We start from the raw sequence: 19,133 nt of genomic DNA, 5'->3' as shown, positions 1-19,133 counted from the left end.
AAAACGAATAATACTAAAGGAACTAAAGAAATATATATTTTACATAGAATAAAGTATAGTTGATTTCCACTATAGGCGGACGAGTGCTATTTATGAAATTAACTCAGTTATAAAAAGGCTTAACGAGACCAATTGACATTTTACTTTTTTCTACCTATCAAAAAGGCTCTGTTAAACGTTCAGGTTGTTTTTTACGAAAATCAGCTCGCTTTCCGCGGACGAACTGCCTAGCCTCCTCGGCTACATCAAAATATACCCTTCTAAAAAACAACAACTTAATATAACAGAGACTTTTAAAAAACAAGGTCTTCTCAAATTAGAATGAGAAGACCTTGTTAGTTACCACCTTTTGCTCGCTGCTTCAACTGTTTCCAAGCGAACAATCCCTTTTTGCATTGGGGGTGGACATGATTTATTGTATTCTATAATTTTTTCATTCACTTTCGTTACTCGAAACTGCAAATCGCTCTTTTGACCGTTCACGTATTTTTCAGCTATGTCTTTTAATTCATCGCGAATCTCATGTTGCAGCTTTAGCCAGTGTGGTTTAAAGCCTGCATCTTTTGCAATCTTTTGGAAGTGTTGAAATATGTCTCCGGATAAATAATCTTCTGACAAGGGTTTTCCTTGCCCTTTTAGATTATCCATTCCACCAGTCTTTTCATAATTTCTTAAGATGTCTCCAATTAAATCATTTGTTGGTTTATTGAAATTGTCTTGATCCATTATTAGCAATCCCCCATCATTTAACTGAATGAATATGTGGTGCTTTTTGATATAAGACTTTCAAAAAATCATCTTGCTTGGCAGGTGATATAATAACACTTCCTAAAAATGCTCTTTTATATTGAATCTCAAGGGCATCTTTAGAAGAAAGAATTCGGTAGCCTATTAGGATATTTGATGTTGGATTCACTTTCGTTATATCCATATACGGGATTTTACTGCGGAATAATCCACCCCGGACAAATAAGTAGTCTTCCTTAAAAGTATATTCAATATCGAAGGAAATCCAAAGAATGAATGCTGCCACCAATACAAATAGAACAATCATCACCCAAATAGCTATAACGTCAGGTGTCTCCGTAAAAAATAATTCAAATACAATCGGCCAAAGTGTCGCTAACGCTACTATACCGATAGCAACAATAATTAGACTGATAAAAGTACCATCTCTTTTTGAACTAAATGTCATCTAATCACCTCGCTATACTGATTTCGTGGCAGTATCCTTTATTTCTTCTCGTTGTGCATAAATATTTTTCAATATCGATTTTACAATTGCATAGGTTGGAACACCTAAAATAATTCCCCATAATCCAGCGATGTTTCCTCCCGCTAAAATAATCGTAATAACGGTTAATGGATGGATATCTAATGATTTCCCCATGACATTTGGTGTGATGAAATTACTTTCAATTTGTTGTGATACAAGCATAATAATTGCCACATAAATCGCAAGTCTGGGCTCTTGTATTAAAGCCATAATTAGTGCGGGTACGAGTGCAATATATGGTCCCAAAAATGGAATTACATTCATGATCATTCCGAATAAAGCAAGTAATAATGCATATTCAAGCCCAATTGCAAAATAACCGGTGAACAGCATGAGACCTACCAGAAAGCTGACAAATAATTGTCCTTGAATATATGCGCGTAATGTATCGTCAATATCTGCTAATGTTTTGCGAATCCATATTTTTTTATCCCCTTTAAAAAACTGAGCGACAAAAGGAGCAAATCGTTCGTGATCCTTCAGCATGTACACCAGGAAGAACGGTACTAGTACTAATAAAAATACCCCTTGAAATACATTTTGGATGAACTTAATCAGTAATCCACCAGCTGCAACCGCAATTGTATCAATCTTTGCTATAGCTCCATCAATAGTTTTTTTCAGGGATTCTGGTATTTCAGGAATCCTCTCCTTTTGGGATAGCGTATATGTTGTAAAATCCTCTATTTCTTTTACAATTTCCGGTGTGTTTTTCACAAGTAAGTTTACTTGTTTTGTAAGTGGTGGACCGACTAATGCATAAAATCCCCAACCTAATAAACCAATTGCAATGAAGACCGATAAAATACTAGCCCATCTTGGGAATTTCCTAGACTCTAACCATTTTTGAAGTGGTTGTGATAAATAAAATAACACACCCCCAATTAATAAAGGCATAAAAATTGTTTGCCCTATAATCACGATTGGTGAAAATAAGCTTTTTACTTTCATGAACATAAAAATGATTAATAATGTAAGTAGTATTGCTGTCCCTACTTGAAACCACAATTTCTTTGTCACCCAACGATCACATCCTCTTTTATTTCTTACTTCGTTATTAGTAATACGATTCTACTTAAATGAAGTTTCACTTTATTACGTATCTTACCATTTTTTAAGATAAACTGTTAATAAATTCAATGTCACGGAATGGTTGATAAACATGGAATATTATAAAACATTACGAAAACATGTTGGTCATGCGCCACTGATACTTCCTGGATCAGTAGTAATTATATTAAATACGAACAATGAAGTATTACTTCAAGAACGCGAAGTTGGAATTTATCCGCGGACGAACTGCCTAATTTAACATTGTCTTCAAATAAAAGAGACTTTCCAGTAATGGAAAGCCCCTTTTTTATTATTTATTCGCAATATGCACTTTTAGTAGTTTGCCTTTGATTGTTGTATTTCTCATTGTTTTCAAAACAAGTGGACCCTTGCCGTTTAGTATTTCAACGTAAGAGACATTGTCTTGAATGGTGATAATACCGATGTCATCAGCGGAAACTCCGTCTATTTTCGCAAGAGTTCCTACGAAATCGACTGCACGAATTTTCTTTTTCTTGCCGCCATTAAAGTATAATTTCGTAATGTCCGCATTTAATTGCTCACCTTTTGATTTCTTCAATTCTGGTTGCTCCTGCATCTTCAAATCAAATGCAGTACGATTTTTCGCTACTGCTTCAGCAGATAATTCAGCACCTGTAGGAATCTCAAAGCCAATAAATGCTTCGATCTCTTTTACAAATTTATCTTCATGCGGAGTAGCTAGCATGATTGATTTACCACTTCGCCCCGCACGGCCTGTTCTACCTGTACGATGCACATAGCTTTCTTGCTCAAGTGGAACATCATAGTGTACAACGTGCGTAATCTCTTCAATATCAATACCACGAGCAGCTACATCCGTTGCAATTAAATAGCGGAAATCGCCTCTTCTAAATTCATCCATTACTTCAAAACGATCTTCCTGCATCATACCGCCATGTATTTTATCTGCAGTATATCCTTTACTATCAAGCGCATCGACAAGCTGATCGACACGTTCTTTCGTACGGCAGAAAATAATGCAGCTATCCGGATTTTCAATAATCGTAAGCTTCTCAAGGAATGCAAGCTTTTGATCATCCTTCACTACATACTTCACATGCTCAATATTCTGGGCATTTTCTTCAATTTTCGAATCAATTTCAATTGAAACTGGTTGCTTCATGTACTTACTACTTAATTTTTTTATTCTATCTGAAAGAGTTGCCGAAAATAGCATCGTTGTACGTTCTTTTGGGAGGAGCTTAATAATGGATTCTACTTGCTCTAAAAAGCCCATGTTCAACATTTCGTCTGCTTCATCAATAACTAAATACTCGATTTTAGATACATCCAGCGATCCTTTTTCGATATGGTCCAGTACACGTCCTGGTGTCCCAACAACGATATGTGTTTTTTGCTTTAATGCTAATTTTTGCTTAGCAAAAGGAGATTTCCCATAAAGAGCAAGTCCTTTTATTCGCTTATAACGACCGATATTCGTTATGTCTTCTTGTACTTGAACTGCTAATTCTCTTGTTGGTGTTAATACCAATGCTTGAGGCTTGTTTTCTTCCCAGTCGACAAGCTCACAAAGAGGAGTAGCAAACGAAGCTGTTTTCCCGCTTCCTGTTTTGGATTTCACAAGTATATCTTGTTTCCCAAGGGCAACTGGAATAACCTTTTGTTGTACTTCTGTTGGCTCTGTATAGCCTAATTGTTCAATGGCACGTAATATTTTTTCATCTAACTCTAACTCTTTAAAATGCACGATGCATATTCTCCTCTTTAAAACCTAATTTTACTTCTTCATGTAAAGCTTCCCCACAAGGAGTTTGTTTAAACTAATTCGTAAACCGCCTCGGTTAATCTCTTAACACTATCATAAACAATATTCTACGAAAATCAAACTATTGCCCGCTTAAGAGTCGTAATACCTTCTTCTTTCAGAGTATTTTTAGGACATAATATCGATTCTTTCTTCCATTAATTGTGCAGGTTCGACATGATTCCTACTTATTCCCCTTTTATTAATCTCTAAATCAGATTTTTGTAGCTGAACTATGGTATAATTAACATATCGCTTTTGCGTGAATAAAACCTGAAAAGAGGCATATACATGAGTTTCCAAAGACAACCAAAAGAAGTTTCAGACTTCGTAGCAGCAAGGACAATTGATGAGAAGATCTCTTTTACACGTAATGATCACGAAGTGCAAGGTACTATATTCAAGATTTTAGAACAATCGGTAATTGTCGAAATATCTACAGAAGATGCAAAGAAAATTAATGTTCCTTCGAATCTAACTGTAGTATCCCATAAAAATTACACAGTGCTATAACGCCCAATTTCTTCGAGAAAAGCTTTTCCATACTTATCTCGTTTATTAGCACCTACACCGTGTATATCTAATAATTCTTCTTCGGTTTGCGGACGCTTTACACACATATCTTGTAGTGTTTTGTCTGAAAAAATAACGAATGGTGGTACACCTGCTTCGTCCGCAATTTTTTTCCGAAGTAATCTTAAACCTTCAAACAATGGATCATTTGTAGCCAGTTGTTTCGTTACAGCTACTCCTTTACGCATTACTTGTCTTTTTCCAAGTAATACATCCTTCCCTGCATCCGATACATAGATGGTCGGTAAACTCCCGTGATTCACTAGTAATATCCCTTCTGCAATCATAAACTCCATAAGACCAGATACTTCTTTTAAAGATTTATTTTTTAATATCCCATACGTTGATAGTTTCGTAAATCCAAAATCGAGTACTTTTTTATTTTGCGAGCCTGTTAACACTTGAGCCGTAATGGTTTTTCCAAACTTCTGTCCCATCCGAACAACACATGACAACACCATTTGCACTTCCTTTGTCACATCCTGCACTTCTCTTTCATCCGTACAATTTACGCACTGACCACATGGTTCACTATCGGGCTCTCCAAAATAAGTAACGATGAATTGTTGCAAACAATTTTCCGTATGACAATAATCAACCATACCTTGTAGCTTTTCGAGCTCTTGCGGAATTCGATCACGGTCCAATGCTTGGTCAACTAGAAAACGTTGTGTTTGCACATCCTGCGATGCATATAGGACAACACACTCACTTGGCATGCCATCTCGTCCAGCTCTTCCAGCCTCTTGATAATAACTTTCCATATTCTTAGGTAGCTGATAATGAATGACATATCGCACATTAGATTTATCGATACCCATTCCAAATGCATTCGTAGCAACCATCACTTGTGCTTCATCTGTTAAAAACCGCTCCTGCTCCTTGTTTCGAAACGCTTCTGGGAGACCAGCGTGATATTTTGCGGCACGAACTCCTGCCTTCGTTAACAACTCATGCAATTGGTCGACGGTCTTTCTTGTAGCAGCATAAATGATTCCAACTTCTTGCGCATTCTTTTTAATAAAATCCTTCAGAAATCGACTTTTATCTTGTCCCAATACAACTGAAAAAGATAAATTGGAACGAGCAAATCCAGTAATAACTGTGTTGCCTTCTTCAATTTGAAGTATTCTACATATATCTGCTCTCACATCAGGTGTGGCTGTAGCAGTTAATGCCAAAACGACTGGTTGTACTGCAAATACTTCCTTTAATCGATGAATTGCCCGGTAGCTTGGTCTGAAATCATGACCCCATTGTGAAATACAATGTGCCTCGTCCACAGCAATTAGTGGCACTTTCACCTTTTTTAATTGATTTAGAAAGCTTGGAGATTCTAATCGTTCAGGAGCTATATAAAGTAAGCGATACTGACCATTTTGCACTTCTTCCATCGTTTCTCTTACTTCTTCCGCAGTTAATGTGCTATTAATAAAAGTCGCTGGAATTCCCGCCTGTAATAATGTGTCTACTTGATCCTTCATCAGTGAGATTAGCGGGGAAATAACTATCGTTGTTCCTTCTAATAGTAAGGAGGGAATCTGGTAACATAGAGACTTCCCTCCACCTGTTGGCATCACGCATAAACTAGGTTTGTTGTCTAAAACATAGTTAATAATCGTTTCTTGTCCTTCTCGAAAGGAATCATATCCAAAATATTCTTGTAGTAATTGACGTGCGTTTTCTAACATATGAGTCACTCCTATCATTAAGAAAGGCGCTGTTAATGTACATGGTTGTTTTTGGTAGAATCCGCTTGCCTTCCTCGGGCGATCGAACCTCCTCGGCTGCACCTATGGGGTCACCTATGTCTCGCTTTCCCGCAGGAGTCTGCGCGGATTCTACCGCAAATGATATGCTAAAAAACAACAGTAAAATATAACAGTGCCTTAAGAAAAAAGGGCAAACAGATTATTTCCTGTTTCCCTTCTTATTGTTAATCATGTTATTTGTTGGTTTTGGATCTACTTTGTCCACGTCTGAGCCTAGTAGGAAATATCCTATAACAGACGAAACAATAGCTGCCCCTACAATGATGAGGATTTTATTTATAATGGTTACTTCATTATAATCTTCTTTATTTAGAATAATTGTTGCTAGTACAGCTACGACTATCATAATCGGCACGATTACTTTTGATTTTTTCACAGCGAACGTCCTTCCTATACATGTGTATAGTATATTGTACCATAAGAATATAGGCTGAGAGGAGTGAACGGGATATGGAAACATCAGTATTATATTTGCATTAGGTACTAAAAATGTTCCAAATTTTTTTTACATCAAACTATGTATAGCCACATTCTCGGGTAAAGAATCTGGCTGCTATCAAAAATTAATCATACCGGTACTTAATAAGAACGAACGATTGTCCCTAAATTGAGTTGTTTAAATAACAAATTTTATCCTTGATAGCTGACTTTTCCCGTCTCAACTAATTCCTTAAGTCCCATAAACATTAAATTCCAGCCATGTTCAGATCCATCACGATACTCTCCAAAAGCTTTCTCGATATCAGATTCGGTCCAATTTTCTTCATGAGGAACGTGAATGTTTTGTGAAAATGTCATTTCACAGCCTTGTTGCAGTTCTTTTAACTCAACTGTAATCGTATCTTCTAATTCGCTAAACTGCGGCATTTTAAAGGTAAACACTAATTTTTTTGGAGGGTCGATTTCAAGGTACTCCCCAATTGCTCGATAATCTTTTCCACCTCGATGGTCGATAATTTCCCAATCTCCTCCCACTTGAGGATTATTTTGTGTTACCTTATTTGTTCCCTCCAATGTAAAGAACCACTTTCTCATCATCTCAGGGTTCAGCCATGCATCAAAAACTCTTTCAGGTGCTACATCAAAATTTCTTGTCATTGATAAAGTGGTTGTTGAATAGTTTTTCATCTTATTGCTCCTTTAATTAATTTATTGTTCTTTCTTCTTTGCTTTCAATAACATGAAAATTTCATTTAAGTTGTCATTACCATAGTTAACCATATAGTTAAATATAACGGTTACCTCCTTAATATCCAACTATTTGGATTAATATAAAAGCGCTATAAAAAAGGCGTTGAAACAACAACTATTCTGCATTTCTTTTTTTAAATGGCCACATATGGGATAATAAATAAAAAACGAAATTTGAGGATGACATAGATGCGACAAGAGCTAGATATTAAAGTAACAGAAACACTTGCACAGGATTTGCAAAAAGGAGTACCAATTTTATTCAAAGACGGGTTCCACGAGATAGAGTCTTTAAATGAAGGGGAAATCCTTAAATTAAGAAATCCTGCTGGCAAGTTTATAGGAAAAGGTTATGTAGGAAAGCAAAATAAAGGCGTAGGTTGGATCCTTACGAAAAATGAAAATGAAACAATCAACACATCCTTTTTCCAAAAGAAAATTGCAGCTGCAATCAAATATCGTGAGGACTTTTATAATAGTAGTGATACAACTGCCTTCCGTGTGTTTAACGGGGAAGGTGATGGAATTGGCGGACTAACGATTGATTATTTCGATGGCTTCTATTTATTGAGTTGGTATAGTGAAGGTATCTACTCCTTTAAAGAAATGATTTTAGAGGCACTTGAGGAGTCTGTTTCCTATAAAGGAATTTATGAAAAGAAACGTTTTGATACAAAAGGCCAGTATGTAGAAGACGATGATTTTGTAAAAGGTGAGCGCGGTGAGTTCCCACTGATCGTAAAAGAAAATGGTCAAAACTTTGCCATTTACCTAAATGATGGCGCTATGGTTGGTGTCTTTTTAGACCAGCGTGATGTTCGTCGAACGATTCGAGATACTTATGCAAAAGGAAAAACGGTTCTTAATACATTTTCTTATACAGGAGCTTTTTCTATTTTTGCTGCTGCAGGTGGATCGAAGAAAACCTCCAGTGTCGATCTTGCAAAACGAAGCTTAAGTAAAACAACTGAACAGTTTGAAGTGAACGGAATTGATGTAGAAAAGCAAGACATCATCGTAATGGATGTCTTCGATTACTTCAAGTACGCCAAACGTAAGGAATTATCTTTCGATGTCGTTATTCTAGATCCACCTAGCTTTGCTCGTTCAAAGAAATATACATTTAGCTCTGCAAAGGATTATACGAACTTATTAAAAGATGCAATCGCTATTACTGAAAAGAATGGCATCATTGTTGCTTCTACTAATAACGCCACCTTTGGAATGAAAAAATTCCAAACCTTCGTTGAAAAAGCTTTCAAAGAAAGCAATCGAAAGTACACAATTGAAGAAGAATTTTCACTTCCAAGTGATTTTAAGACATCTCCTTTGTTCAAAGAGGGAAATTATTTGAAAGTGTTGTTTGTGAGAGCGAAATAATAAAATATACAAAAAAGACTGGCGCATATGTATTTGTGTCAGTCTCAGACTGTAGACAAGCCCATACACTTGAGTTTGTTTACAGTCTTTTTTGCGACGAGTAACCGCAGGAGCAGTCTTTTTTCTTTCGAGATGGATATATCCGAAAAATTCGTTGATTTCCGCTACGGCGGACGCTTTTCGCGGGCATGGCTTCAGTCTCCTCAGGCCAACACGATGTTGGTCACAAAGGCGTTGTGGCCCACAGGATGTGGGTCATGCAATCGTTGCCGCAAAAGTTCTTTTGCGACGAGCTTTGCGCAGGAGCAGGACGCGGCGAACTTAGATTGACTTCCATTGGAGGTGGCGTTCTTAGCCTTTGTTCCTTTGTTCATTCCTGCGGGGCCTTCAGCTCATGCACCTGCCACTTCGCTTTCGGTGCAGAAAACATCTGCTATTCCCGCAGAAGTCGCCGCCTCCGCTCCAATCAACAAGTGTGCGTCTATAAACCCGTGATAATAGGCCGCATACGGATTTCACATATTTATTGTCATTGAAACGGAAAAAGAACTTAGCAATGAGCAAAATAATAAGTAAAGATGGAAAAAACATACCTAGAGTAGAGGCGATGGCACCAGGTAAAAGTTTTTCAAAAATAAAATATTGACAGAATCCAAGCAAGTCCGTATAGTGTTCGATATTAAAGAAATTCAGATTCACTTTTGTAAACGCAATGATTAGGAGTAGTAAAAGCTCATTATTTGGTAAAGAGAGCTGCGGGTTGGTGCAACGCAGTCCAATAATACTTTGAACTTGCCTAGGAGTGGTAGGATGAAAAGGTTAAATAACTTATTCTTTTTATTTTAACGATTAACCTTCGTTACCAGGTTTTATAGTAGGGTTCTATAAGAACCAATAAGAGTGGTACCGCGGTTTGCTTAAGGCATATCGTCTCTTCTTTCATTTGATTATGAAGGAAGAGACGATATGCTTTTTTGATTAGGGGAGGTAATGACATGGAGAAAGACAGACAGAATTTACAGAGAACAATGACTTCACGTCATATTACAATGATGGCTTTAGGCGGTGCCATTGGAGCCGGGTTATTTAAAGGGAGTAGTTCTGCCATCGATATGGCAGGTCCATCAGTTCTAATCGCTTACTTAATTGGTGGGATCATTCTATTATTCGTCATGCAAGGTCTAGCTGAAATGGCCGTCCGCAATAGTGGTGCAAGAACATTTAGAGACTTAGTTCAATCAATACTAGGAAGCTACCCCGCTTATTTTCTAGATTGGATCTATTGGAAAATGTGGGTATTAAATATTGCTGCCGAATCGGTGGTTGCGGCCATTTTCATTCAATATTGGCTACCAGATTACCCAATTTGGATACTGGCTTTATCCGTATCTGTGTTGGTTACAGTTATTAATTTACTATCAGTTAAAGCTTTTGCTGAAACTGAGTACTGGCTAGCGTTAATTAAAATTACCGTTATTATAGTGTTTATCATAGCTGGATTGTTGTTACTTCTCGTAAATTTTGGCGATCATACATCAGTTGGCTTTTCTAACTTAACTGACCACGGGGGGTTCTTCCCGAATGGACCGACAGGATTAATTGCCGCGATGCTTGTTGTTATCTATTCTTACGGAGGTACTGAAATTATTGGAATCACTTTAGCTGAAACGAAAAATCCTGAAAAAGTAGTTCCGAAAGCGGTTCGTAGTACGTTAGTCCGAATTATCTCTTTCTACTTGCTTCCATTTTTTATTATCGTTAGCTTAATTCCTTGGAATGAAGTAAACGGGGTTGCAGAAAGTCCATTTGTGATGGTATTTAAAATGATTGGAATCCCAGGTGCTGACCATATTATGAACGCTGTTGTAATACTAGCAATTATTTCGTCGATGAATTCTGGATTATATGGCTCGTCACGAGTTCTATATACACAAGCTGTGGACGGTCGTATCCCTAAAATATTTTCTCATCTATCGAAAAAGAAAGTTCCAACTTATGCAATATTAATGTGTACATCTGCTTTATATATTGGTGTACTAATTTCTTTATTTGCTGGAAGTAAAACGTTTGAGTTTCTAATGGGCTCTCTAGGCTATACAGTGTTGTTCATCTGGTTAATCATTGCGTTTGCTCATCTAAAATCGCGTAAAAATCAACCTGAACAACCAAGTTCCTATTCGGTTAAATGGTTCCCTTATACAACTTGGGCTGCAATTATCGCATTATGTGCAATCCTAATCGGAATTATTTTCACAACATCTATCATCGTAACAACTATTACACTATTGATTTATATCTTTATTACTTTAACTTATGTATTTAATGGTCGTTTTCATAAAAATGTAGCTTAGATTGGAGCATAAAATAAAGGCTGTCTGGGAGATTGTTCCCGACAGCCTTACATAATTTTATTTGGATTCAGTTTATAAATTCGTCTCGGTCTTCCTCGCGTTGGATAAGGTTCTAGACCAATGCATTCAGCTAATCCTACATCACATAAACTTTCTATGACACGGCGCATATTTCTTTCATCCTTGGATAATTGGGTTGCAATGTCATTACAAGAGTCAATCCCTTTTTAATAGGAATCGACTCTCATCTCGTTTGTTTAACTTTATATCTATTTAAACCTCTGCTTGTACTTCTTCTACTGTTGCTTCAACTTCTGCTCGAGTCATTTTTTCTTTACCGTTTTTAAGTGCTTTTAATGTTTTATGTGCAAGCGCAAGGGGTAACTTACAGAATAAAACAATACTGCGACGATGAATACTCTTGATGTATTCATCCGCCAATGCTAAGTTGTCTTCTGCATAGACAAACATATCTGCTCGTGTCCAGCCTTCTGGGAAGAACTGAACTCCACGTTCGCTATCTTCGTCTTTATTTCGTAAAATATTAACTGCTTGAAGTCCGCGTCCGTATGCAATCGCTAGTTCACGGTCCGTATCAATGTCCGCATTCCACTTCCATAAGTCAGTTAACATAACCCCAACAAGACCTGCAACGTAATATGTATACTCATCTAGATCTTCTTTTGTTTTCACTTGCCAGTTCTTCCCTACCCATTTAGCCATTCCTTCTGCCATCTCGCTCGTATAGGTTTTCACTGTTCCCACTAAATCCGTTGGACAAATTGATAGCCAATCTCCAAGTCTTAATGAGACCTCAGGAAGAATGTCTTGGTACGGTGCTACAAACTGTTCATACTCTTTCTGATTAAAATCTTTTAGAAGCATCTCGCTCGTTGCAAGCAATAACTGTTGTTTTTCTTGCGCCCCTAATGCTTCATGATCTTCTATTTCATCTATCGCACGCATGCACAAATAAGCAGAGGCAACCGCCTTTTTTAGTGTCGGTTCTAAAAAAGTGATTGGGATATAAAATGTTCTGCTTGTCTTTTTTAACATGTCCATTGCTTCTTTATGTAAAGCTGCTACTTCACGCACAACTAGTCCTCCATTTCACAATCAAATACTCTACCTACTATTGTATCGGATTTTCGCGAAAAGACAAAATGGCTTCATTACAGATTGCGTAAGTCGGTTAGAACTTCTACTTGATAAAATTGATCACTTTCAATAAATCGGATCAGCTTTTCGGCTACTTCTTGTGCACTACTAAGTTGTCCCGTAACTTTATATTCCTTAAATCGATCGACTAACGGAAACTCAGATTCTGTCGATTGACGTATCTTCCCTTGCATATTAGTATCGATAATCCCCGGTGCAATAGAAACTAATTTTACACCATTTGGCTTATTAGATTCTTCTAATTGAACAGCCTCCGTAAATCTGTCGAGTCCAGCTTTTCCAGCGCAATAGCTACTCCAGCCTTCATAAGCTTTCCGTCCTGCTCCAGATGAAATTTGAATAACCTTTTTCGGAATTTCTTTTTCAGCCAGTCCTCTAATAAATGCACCCGTTAATAACATAGGAGCTGTTAAATTAACGGCAATACTTTTCGCAATAAAATCACCGTCTATCTCCCCTGCCATCCCTATCGGCTCAACTGTTCCCGCATTATTTATAAGCACAAAAGAACTTGCTTCTGAAGAAGGCTTTTTTATAATCTCCTGCATTATGTCCGCAAGCTTAGAAGTCTCTGTTAGATCTAATAAAAAATGGTGGTAGCGATGATGGTCAATACCGTTTTCTTTTCGCGCAATCCCATAAACAGTATGGCCAGCTTCTAATAATTGTTTAACAAGCTCTAAACCTATTCCACTCGTCGTTCCAGTAACGATATAATTTTCCATTTACTCACCTTTTCCTTATTAAATTTTTTGCTCTTTCCAAATTAACGAGATTGCAAAGCTAAGTGCAAGTACGAACATCGCTAGTACATACGGATAATCGACATTCACGTCAAATAAAACACCCGCAATACCAGGCCCTATAATATTACCGACACTCGTAAAAGTGGAATTTAATCCACCTACAAACCCTTGCTCATTGCCAGCTATTTTAGATAAATACGTTGTCAAAGCAGGACGTATTAAATCAAACATTAAGAAAATCACAAAAGTCACCAATAATATTGACCAGTACGCTGACACTTTAATCATAGCAAATATAAATACTGCTGATACACCCATACTAATTTGAATCAATCTAATTTCCCCAATTTTCCCGACAATACGATCGAAGGATAGCACTTGGGCAATCACACCTAAAATCCCACTAATTGAAATGATTAATGCAATATCTTTTGGTGTAAATGCAAATTTATGATCGACGAAAAGAGAATAGACTGTTTCAAAAGCCGCCAAGCCAAAACTAGAGACAAGAATGATGATCATAGGAATCAGATAAATCGGTTCCAATACTTTACGGAACCCTGATTTTGCTTTTGGTTTATCTTTTTCCTTCTTTTCTACTATTGGTCTTTTAGGCTCTTTCAATATTACAAGTGAAAAAATAGACCCTAAAAAGCCTATTGCTGCTGCAAAAAAGAAAGGAATTCTGGTTCCATGTTCAGCCAAAAACCCGCCAATCCCAGGACCTATGATAAAGCCAGTACTTATAGCAGCGGCAACATAACCCATTGCTTTTGGTCGTTCCTTTAAAGAGGTAATATCTGCAACAAAAGCTGTCACTGCAGGCATCATGAATGCTGCACTAACACCACCTAACATTCTAGAAATATACAGTACCTTCACATCTTGTCCAAAACCAAAGAGCATTTCCGACAACGCAAAGAGAAGCATACCAATAACAATCATTTTTTTGCGACCAAATGTGTCGACCCATCTTCCCGCTATAGGAGATACTAATAATTGAGTGAATGCGAAAGCTGCCACTAAGTATCCCATCGTCGATCCTTCTAAATGCATTTCTCTCATTAATGTGGGAAATACAGGAATAACTAATCCGATCCCTAAAAATACAATAAATAAATTCACTAACACCAAAAATATTGTCTTGTCCAAACCACTTTTTTGTAAAACCATATCCAAACTCCTTATTATTCAACTTAAACTTACAATAATAAAAATAAACCCTATAGTAACTATAGGGTCAAGTAGCTTGAATCTGTATTTTAAGTTCCACTAAAAATTCATCCTCTTTGGATGATGTAAAATTTATTGGCATCCAGATATCATACACGGTTGGTTCTAGTTTTATATGATTTTGCTCTATATAATCCATTAATTTCCGATAACATACTTCGTATTCATCATCCCCTAATACAAAAGTAATACTGAGATAATCACCGGCTGGTAACGAACTAATTTCCACATCTTCGTAGTTAACCTCAAATTCCTTATCTGTCACAATATGTGTAAATAGATAATCGTAATTAATGTCATCTAACGACTCATACTTTTGCAAAGAAAATGCGCCTCCATATAATGTATCAAATACGCTTCCCTCATCTTCAAGCACCTGACTAATACGTCCATATTCCTTGTTCGGAATATCATTAAAGCTCATGTTGGAGGTTTTGATCTTTACTATTTTTTGTAAAGGCATTTTCTTCACACATACAGTCATCATATTAGACTCAATCACTAATGATTGGATTTGTTCCTTTTTTCGCTGTAACACCTCTTTTGTTTTTTTCAGTCTTTGAAATTGTTGCTCAATTCTATCCTCTTGATTCGCAAGATAAATTACTAGTTCTTCAGACTTCAATGTTAGCACCGATTTAACCTCTTCTAACGATAATCCAAGATATTTCAGTGATTTAATAATGTCTAAATAATATAACTGTGTATTTTGATAGTATCTATATTGATTTACTGGATCTATTTCGATTGGTTTAAATAAATCGATTCGATCATAATACCGCAAAGTTTGAACCGATATATTACTTAGTTTTGCCACTTCGCCTATTGTTAAATAATAAACTTTCAAGAAATCACCCCATTTTTCTGAGAAAGCGAGTTTTTGGTTGCTATATATCTATGTAATCATTTTATAATGAAGGGGCTGTCCCTAAAATCATATAATAACTGAGAAATGGTCCCTTTTCCAATGTATTGATTTCCGTTCCAGACGGACGCTTTCCGCGGGCATGGCTTCAGTCTCCTCGTCGCTTTCGCTCTTGCGGGGCCTTCAGCTCATGCTATTCCCGCTGGAGTCGCCGTCTTCCACTACAATCAATTGCCAACAAAAAACAGGTGTAGAAAAAGACTCGTTTTTCTACACCTGCTTCAATTTATGGGCTTATTGGACAGCCCCTTCATTTAAATATTACTCAATTCCTTGAATTATTACTTCTTTAACAGGTAGGAATAATTCTCCTGTATTTAAGAATTTTACTTGTACGAAGTCACTTTCTTGCATATACACAGCAAGTGGAGCTACTTCCGAAGAGACAATATAATTTTGTTTATTATCTAGCAAGAAAGATACTTGTGTAAAGTCCCCAACACGCTCTTTAAATACACGCACAACGGTACCATCTACAGATTTTTCTTCTGCACTGGAGCTTCCATTGACAGAACTTCCGCCACGTTGAATGGCTGTTTTATACAACTTCAATGCTTCATTTGGTGTATTTCCATATACCGAAATTTCCGGATTAGCCGCAGATACGATGAAGTAATTTTGTAAAAATCCATTCGAATCCAGCACTGGTGTTAACCAACTAGCTTCACCATAGAAATTGTACAGTACGGGCATCTCGCCTGACCATTTCTTTTCAATAAATTTCTTTTCAATTATTTGAAGGGCACCTTGAGAATCCATATAAGAGTCCTCTAAATTACCTGTGTAGTAGGTCGCTTTACCAGTTCTGCCGTCCGTCAGGGAATAACCAAGCATCGAATCGACACCTTCTTTAGGGCTTGTGAAATCTGTGAAGTAATACATATTCCCATCTTCACCGAAAATCGGACTAACATTAGCCTCTGTTCCTTCATCCGAAGGTAATTTAACATCTTTTTTACCAAAAATGCTATTAATAAACCCATGTACATAATTCCCGTAATAACTATTTTGTAAACTAACAGTTTCCGGTGATACAGCTCCATCAATAAAGGCTGGGACATCTGCAAGCTTAAAAGAATCTGTTTGACCTGTTGCCGGGTCCACTACAACAATCCCTTCTACATCAAAGCCATCTCGAGCAGAAACAAATTGGCCATAAGAACGGATATAATAAGGCTTTCCATCTTCGTCAATCTCTAACTGTGGATCTCCATAAAAAATCTTAGTTGGATGCTCCATACGCATCTGTCTTTCTAAATTCTTGTGTAGAAATGATGAAGGTGTATAACTCATATCTGCCTTCACAAATTTGGGGTTATCCGAAGAGTCCGTCGCACTCATCGTGAAGTATCCAGGAGTCACATCTCCATTCCACCATTTAAAGAATCCAGAAAATTCTACAGGCGCAATATATACGTACGCGTCTTTTACTTTTTGAATTTGTAAATTTCCTAACTCATAATAGCTTGTATTTGGTACTTGCCCAAATGCTTTTTTCATTTTATTTCGTGCAAATTGTGGTGGTACACTAGCAGGTGTTTTTGTTTCGTCAAACGGTTCAATTTCCACCTTTTCATCCATTTTTGCTACTTCATATTTTTCACCTGCATTCCAAACTGGTGCTGACAACATGAAAATTGCAACACCTAAACTTCCTAAGAAAAGCAATCCTTTTGTCTTTTGCTCTTTCCCTTTTGAAAAAAATGTTCCTGCAAAGGTAGCAAATACAATCAATGGCCATAAAGCTGTCCAGTTTCGATCTAAATTTGTTACATAATATATAATTGCTAATACGATAAAGACTAAAATCGCTAGACTAATAATGGAAGACACAGTGTCTTTCCTTTTTGCTGTTAATGGTACGACTAATAATGCAGTCAGTACCGCTACAACTGCCGAAATCATAAATACGAAAGCCATACTATTCATCCTTCCTTCTCTTTTTCTACTTAACTATACGGAAGAAAGAGAATATGGTTTCAGAAAATCTTCACGAATGGCACGTTACTGATAATCCAATTTTCAGAAATAAATAGATGTTATGTAGCTTACATGATACGATAACATATACAATAAAATCCATATATAAACATTTTTGTTTCTTGATTGGAATAAGATTTTAACATCTATAGGATGCTCCTTTTTACTTAGGCTTCTTAAAACGTTCACGTCTTTTGGGTGAAACTCCACTCGCTTTCCCCGGACGAACTGCCAAGCCTCCTCGGGGCAACAGGATGTTGGTCACGAATCCGTTGCCACATGGTTGTGGCGAACTAAGGATTTGTTCCTATATGCCCTCAATGGGGTCTTGGCAGCCCGTTTTTCCGCAGGAGTCTCGTGGATTTTCGTAACAAAATTATTTCTCTAAAAACAATGGCCTAATTTAACAGTGCTTTTACTTAAAGAAAGATGTTCATTACTTTTATAAATAGGGGGCGAGTGGATTGAAAAATGAACGAAAAAAAGATGAGATAATAAGAGATAAAAGTTTTTTTTATACAGCTCTTGTTCTGTTTATCATTTTCATGGTATTGAACTTTCCATTTCCACATCAAAACGCTTACGGTCAAGTAAATTTTATATTTTTTGATATACCCATTAGAACTGAGATTGGGATTCGGGTCATAGGAATCGTTAATCTACTCCTCTTGGTCAGTGGTTTAATCTTTCTTTCTAAATCATTAAAGAAATATCGTATCCGTTATATTTTACTTGTTTTAATTCTTACACCAACACTGCCCATAATCCTCGTTGATTTATATCAAAAAACACTAGCAAGCGGCATCTACGCTATTTCATATGAAGAAAATAAAAGTATTTGCAGAATTGAAACAAGCGACCCAAACACCTTACACGGCACCTGTGAATTCATTTTTGAAAACTACAGTAAAAATGATGTTCCATTTGAGATTACGTTTTACGATCAATATCAATTTGCAGAAGATAATCCGGTGATTTCATTAATGAACAACGAAGCTCCTTATAAAGTATTGCTGGAAGGCAAAAAAAGAAAAACAATCATAATTGAAACGGATATTCCCAAAAAGAACAACTATATGGAGAGTGGAGAAACTACAATAATTCATTTAATTATTGAACAAGGGAAAATGAAAAGGAATTTGTAGAGTTACCTAAAATCGTACATTTTGTATACGAAACATGATATGGGAAGGGGAACTGAAATGACTTATCGTTTAAAAAACTCAAGATGGGGTTTGTCATTTTTATTATTAATAACAACTTTAAAAATAATTACTAGCTACTCTTTATCTCATGACAAATTCTTATTCTACTTTTCCATATTAACTGCCCTCTTAATAATCACTTTATTTTACATTAGTTATACATTCACCATTCAAGAAAGTTTATTAACATATAAAATTTTGCTTTTTAATATACTGATTTATCAAAGGGTAGTACTTCCTGAACATATTAAAGAAATAAAGTTCAAACGATTTGGTTGGAATACAAAGGGCGCAGTAATTCAAACAACAAAGGGTTTTAACATGAGAATTTTGCTTTATTCCCCCGATGGCATGATGGAAGATTTAAATAAATATGCAGATGAAAATAATCTATTCATATCTAAAACAAAAGATTATCAACTATTGGAGAGGAGAAGTAGGTATGTCTCCTAATCTCTCTGA

General features: G+C 36.6%; 19 protein-coding genes and 1 other annotated feature. Of the genes, 6 read left to right on the top strand and 13 right to left on the bottom strand.

What is annotated here, in order from left to right; genetic code table 11:
• Positions 1 to 339: 339 nt before the first annotated feature.
• The 3 genes from MHH81_RS00845 to MHH81_RS00835 are packed head-to-tail and all read right to left on the bottom strand — an operon-like array spanning position 340 to position 2,296.
• Complete coding sequence (locus MHH81_RS00845; protein ID WP_340916828.1) at positions 340 to 726, bottom strand: DnaJ family domain-containing protein; 387 nt, start codon at positions 724 to 726, stop codon at positions 340 to 342.
• Positions 727 to 742: 16 nt separating this feature from the next.
• Entirely contained in the window at positions 743 to 1,195 is a 453-nt protein-coding gene (locus tag MHH81_RS00840; RefSeq protein WP_340916826.1) for a PH domain-containing protein, read from the bottom strand.
• Between the two features lie 12 nt (positions 1,196 to 1,207).
• Positions 1,208 to 2,296: an AI-2E family transporter gene (locus MHH81_RS00835; RefSeq protein ID WP_340916825.1), complete on the bottom strand. Its 1,089-nt coding sequence runs from the start codon at positions 2,294 to 2,296 to the stop codon at positions 1,208 to 1,210.
• A gap of 142 nt (positions 2,297 to 2,438) precedes the next feature.
• Between MHH81_RS00835 and MHH81_RS00830 the strand changes: the two genes are divergently transcribed.
• Positions 2,439 to 2,588 (top strand): hypothetical protein, encoded by a 150-nt coding sequence (locus tag MHH81_RS00830; RefSeq protein WP_340916823.1) that lies wholly within the window; start codon positions 2,439 to 2,441, stop codon positions 2,586 to 2,588.
• Between the two features lie 51 nt (positions 2,589 to 2,639).
• Here the strand turns inward: MHH81_RS00830 and MHH81_RS00825 are convergent, their stop codons facing one another.
• Positions 2,640 to 4,088, bottom strand: a complete 1,449-nt coding sequence (locus MHH81_RS00825; protein ID WP_340925077.1) for a DEAD/DEAH box helicase — start codon at positions 4,086 to 4,088, stop codon at positions 2,640 to 2,642.
• A 339-nt stretch (positions 4,089 to 4,427) separates the two neighbouring features.
• On the opposite strand from MHH81_RS00825, the gene MHH81_RS00820 reads away from it, so the two are divergent.
• On the top strand, positions 4,428 to 4,649 hold the full coding sequence (locus MHH81_RS00820; protein WP_340916821.1) for a DUF2187 family protein: 222 nt from the start codon (positions 4,428 to 4,430) through the stop codon (positions 4,647 to 4,649).
• On the opposite strand, the gene recQ is transcribed toward MHH81_RS00820, so the two are convergent.
• From recQ to MHH81_RS00805, 3 genes are all read right to left on the bottom strand, one after another.
• Positions 4,634 to 6,400 (bottom strand): DNA helicase RecQ, encoded by a 1,767-nt coding sequence (gene recQ / locus MHH81_RS00815; RefSeq protein ID WP_340916820.1) that lies wholly within the window; start codon positions 6,398 to 6,400, stop codon positions 4,634 to 4,636. The two genes, MHH81_RS00820 and recQ, sit on opposite strands and share 16 nt — an antisense overlap.
• Before the next feature lie 220 nt (positions 6,401 to 6,620).
• Entirely contained in the window at positions 6,621 to 6,857 is a 237-nt protein-coding gene (locus tag MHH81_RS00810; RefSeq protein WP_340916817.1) for a hypothetical protein, read from the bottom strand.
• A 254-nt stretch (positions 6,858 to 7,111) separates the two neighbouring features.
• A complete protein-coding gene (locus tag MHH81_RS00805) occupies positions 7,112 to 7,609 on the bottom strand; it encodes an SRPBCC family protein (protein WP_340916814.1) in 498 nt (165 codons plus the stop codon).
• A 252-nt stretch (positions 7,610 to 7,861) separates the two neighbouring features.
• Here MHH81_RS00805 and MHH81_RS00800 point away from each other — a divergent pair, with 252 nt between their 5' ends.
• Positions 7,862 to 9,052, top strand: a complete 1,191-nt coding sequence (locus MHH81_RS00800; RefSeq protein ID WP_340916812.1) for a class I SAM-dependent rRNA methyltransferase — start codon at positions 7,862 to 7,864, stop codon at positions 9,050 to 9,052.
• 387 nt (positions 9,053 to 9,439) lie between these two features.
• Here MHH81_RS00800 and MHH81_RS00795 read toward each other — a convergent pair whose 3' ends face one another.
• On the bottom strand, positions 9,440 to 9,751 hold the full coding sequence (locus tag MHH81_RS00795) for a chromate transporter (RefSeq protein WP_340916810.1): 312 nt from the start codon (positions 9,749 to 9,751) through the stop codon (positions 9,440 to 9,442).
• Between the two features lie 4 nt (positions 9,752 to 9,755).
• Positions 9,756 to 9,990: a binding site (T-box leader), on the top strand.
• A 57-nt stretch (positions 9,991 to 10,047) separates the two neighbouring features.
• On the opposite strand from MHH81_RS00795, the gene MHH81_RS00790 reads away from it, so the two are divergent.
• On the top strand, positions 10,048 to 11,403 hold the full coding sequence (locus tag MHH81_RS00790) for an amino acid permease (protein ID WP_340916808.1): 1,356 nt from the start codon (positions 10,048 to 10,050) through the stop codon (positions 11,401 to 11,403).
• Between the two features lie 273 nt (positions 11,404 to 11,676).
• Here MHH81_RS00790 and MHH81_RS00785 read toward each other — a convergent pair whose 3' ends face one another.
• The 5 genes from MHH81_RS00785 to MHH81_RS00765 all read right to left on the bottom strand — a co-directional run bounded on the left by MHH81_RS00785 (position 11,677) and on the right by MHH81_RS00765 (position 17,406).
• Complete coding sequence (locus MHH81_RS00785; RefSeq protein WP_340916806.1) at positions 11,677 to 12,498, bottom strand: phytoene/squalene synthase family protein; 822 nt, start codon at positions 12,496 to 12,498, stop codon at positions 11,677 to 11,679.
• A gap of 77 nt (positions 12,499 to 12,575) precedes the next feature.
• Positions 12,576 to 13,307 carry an SDR family NAD(P)-dependent oxidoreductase gene (locus tag MHH81_RS00780; protein WP_340916804.1) on the bottom strand — a complete coding sequence of 244 codons (732 nt, stop codon included), beginning with the start codon at positions 13,305 to 13,307 and terminating at the stop codon, positions 12,576 to 12,578.
• An 18-nt stretch (positions 13,308 to 13,325) separates the two neighbouring features.
• Positions 13,326 to 14,501, bottom strand: coding sequence for an MFS transporter (locus tag MHH81_RS00775; protein ID WP_340916801.1), 1,176 nt, complete (start codon positions 14,499 to 14,501; stop codon positions 13,326 to 13,328).
• A gap of 67 nt (positions 14,502 to 14,568) precedes the next feature.
• The gene (locus MHH81_RS00770; RefSeq protein WP_340916799.1) at positions 14,569 to 15,408 is read right to left on the bottom strand and encodes a MerR family transcriptional regulator; all 840 of its coding nucleotides are present in this window, start codon (positions 15,406 to 15,408) and stop codon (positions 14,569 to 14,571) included.
• A gap of 339 nt (positions 15,409 to 15,747) precedes the next feature.
• Positions 15,748 to 17,406: a hypothetical protein gene (locus tag MHH81_RS00765; RefSeq protein WP_340916797.1), complete on the bottom strand. Its 1,659-nt coding sequence runs from the start codon at positions 17,404 to 17,406 to the stop codon at positions 15,748 to 15,750.
• 524 nt (positions 17,407 to 17,930) lie between these two features.
• Here MHH81_RS00765 and MHH81_RS00760 point away from each other — a divergent pair.
• Entirely contained in the window at positions 17,931 to 18,611 is a 681-nt protein-coding gene (locus tag MHH81_RS00760; protein ID WP_340916796.1) for a hypothetical protein, read from the top strand.
• Between the two features lie 57 nt (positions 18,612 to 18,668).
• Positions 18,669 to 19,124 carry a hypothetical protein gene (locus tag MHH81_RS00755; protein WP_340916794.1) on the top strand — a complete coding sequence of 152 codons (456 nt, stop codon included), beginning with the start codon at positions 18,669 to 18,671 and terminating at the stop codon, positions 19,122 to 19,124.
• Positions 19,125 to 19,133 lie beyond the last annotated feature (9 nt).

The sequence above is a fragment of the Psychrobacillus sp. FSL H8-0484 genome (genome assembly GCF_038005325.1).
GTDB lineage: Bacteria > Bacillota > Bacilli > Bacillales_A > Planococcaceae > Psychrobacillus.
Note: the sequence above shows the minus strand (reverse complement) of the source record. Positions and strands in the feature narration are given on the sequence as shown.

What these genes read in the sequence shown, in the direction of transcription:
- MHH81_RS00830 (WP_340916823.1), top strand. Translation starts at nt 2,439, where the DNA reads ATGGAATATTATAAAACATTACGAAAACATGTTGGTCATGCGCCACTG.
- MHH81_RS00790 (WP_340916808.1), top strand. Translation starts at nt 10,048, where the DNA reads ATGGAGAAAGACAGACAGAATTTACAGAGAACAATGACTTCACGTCAT.
- MHH81_RS00780 (WP_340916804.1), bottom strand. Translation starts at nt 13,307, where the DNA reads ATGGAAAATTATATCGTTACTGGAACGACGAGTGGAATAGGTTTAGAG.
- MHH81_RS00765 (WP_340916797.1), bottom strand. Translation starts at nt 17,406, where the DNA reads ATGGCTTTCGTATTTATGATTTCGGCAGTTGTAGCGGTACTGACTGCA.
- MHH81_RS00775 (WP_340916801.1), bottom strand. Translation starts at nt 14,501, where the DNA reads ATGGTTTTACAAAAAAGTGGTTTGGACAAGACAATATTTTTGGTGTTA.
- MHH81_RS00840 (WP_340916826.1), bottom strand. Translation starts at nt 1,195, where the DNA reads ATGACATTTAGTTCAAAAAGAGATGGTACTTTTATCAGTCTAATTATT.
- MHH81_RS00820 (WP_340916821.1), top strand. Translation starts at nt 4,428, where the DNA reads ATGAGTTTCCAAAGACAACCAAAAGAAGTTTCAGACTTCGTAGCAGCA.
- MHH81_RS00800 (WP_340916812.1), top strand. Translation starts at nt 7,862, where the DNA reads ATGCGACAAGAGCTAGATATTAAAGTAACAGAAACACTTGCACAGGAT.
- recQ (WP_340916820.1), bottom strand. Translation starts at nt 6,400, where the DNA reads ATGTTAGAAAACGCACGTCAATTACTACAAGAATATTTTGGATATGAT.
- MHH81_RS00755 (WP_340916794.1), top strand. Translation starts at nt 18,669, where the DNA reads ATGACTTATCGTTTAAAAAACTCAAGATGGGGTTTGTCATTTTTATTA.
- MHH81_RS00805 (WP_340916814.1), bottom strand. Translation starts at nt 7,609, where the DNA reads ATGAAAAACTATTCAACAACCACTTTATCAATGACAAGAAATTTTGAT.
- MHH81_RS00845 (WP_340916828.1), bottom strand. Translation starts at nt 726, where the DNA reads ATGGATCAAGACAATTTCAATAAACCAACAAATGATTTAATTGGAGAC.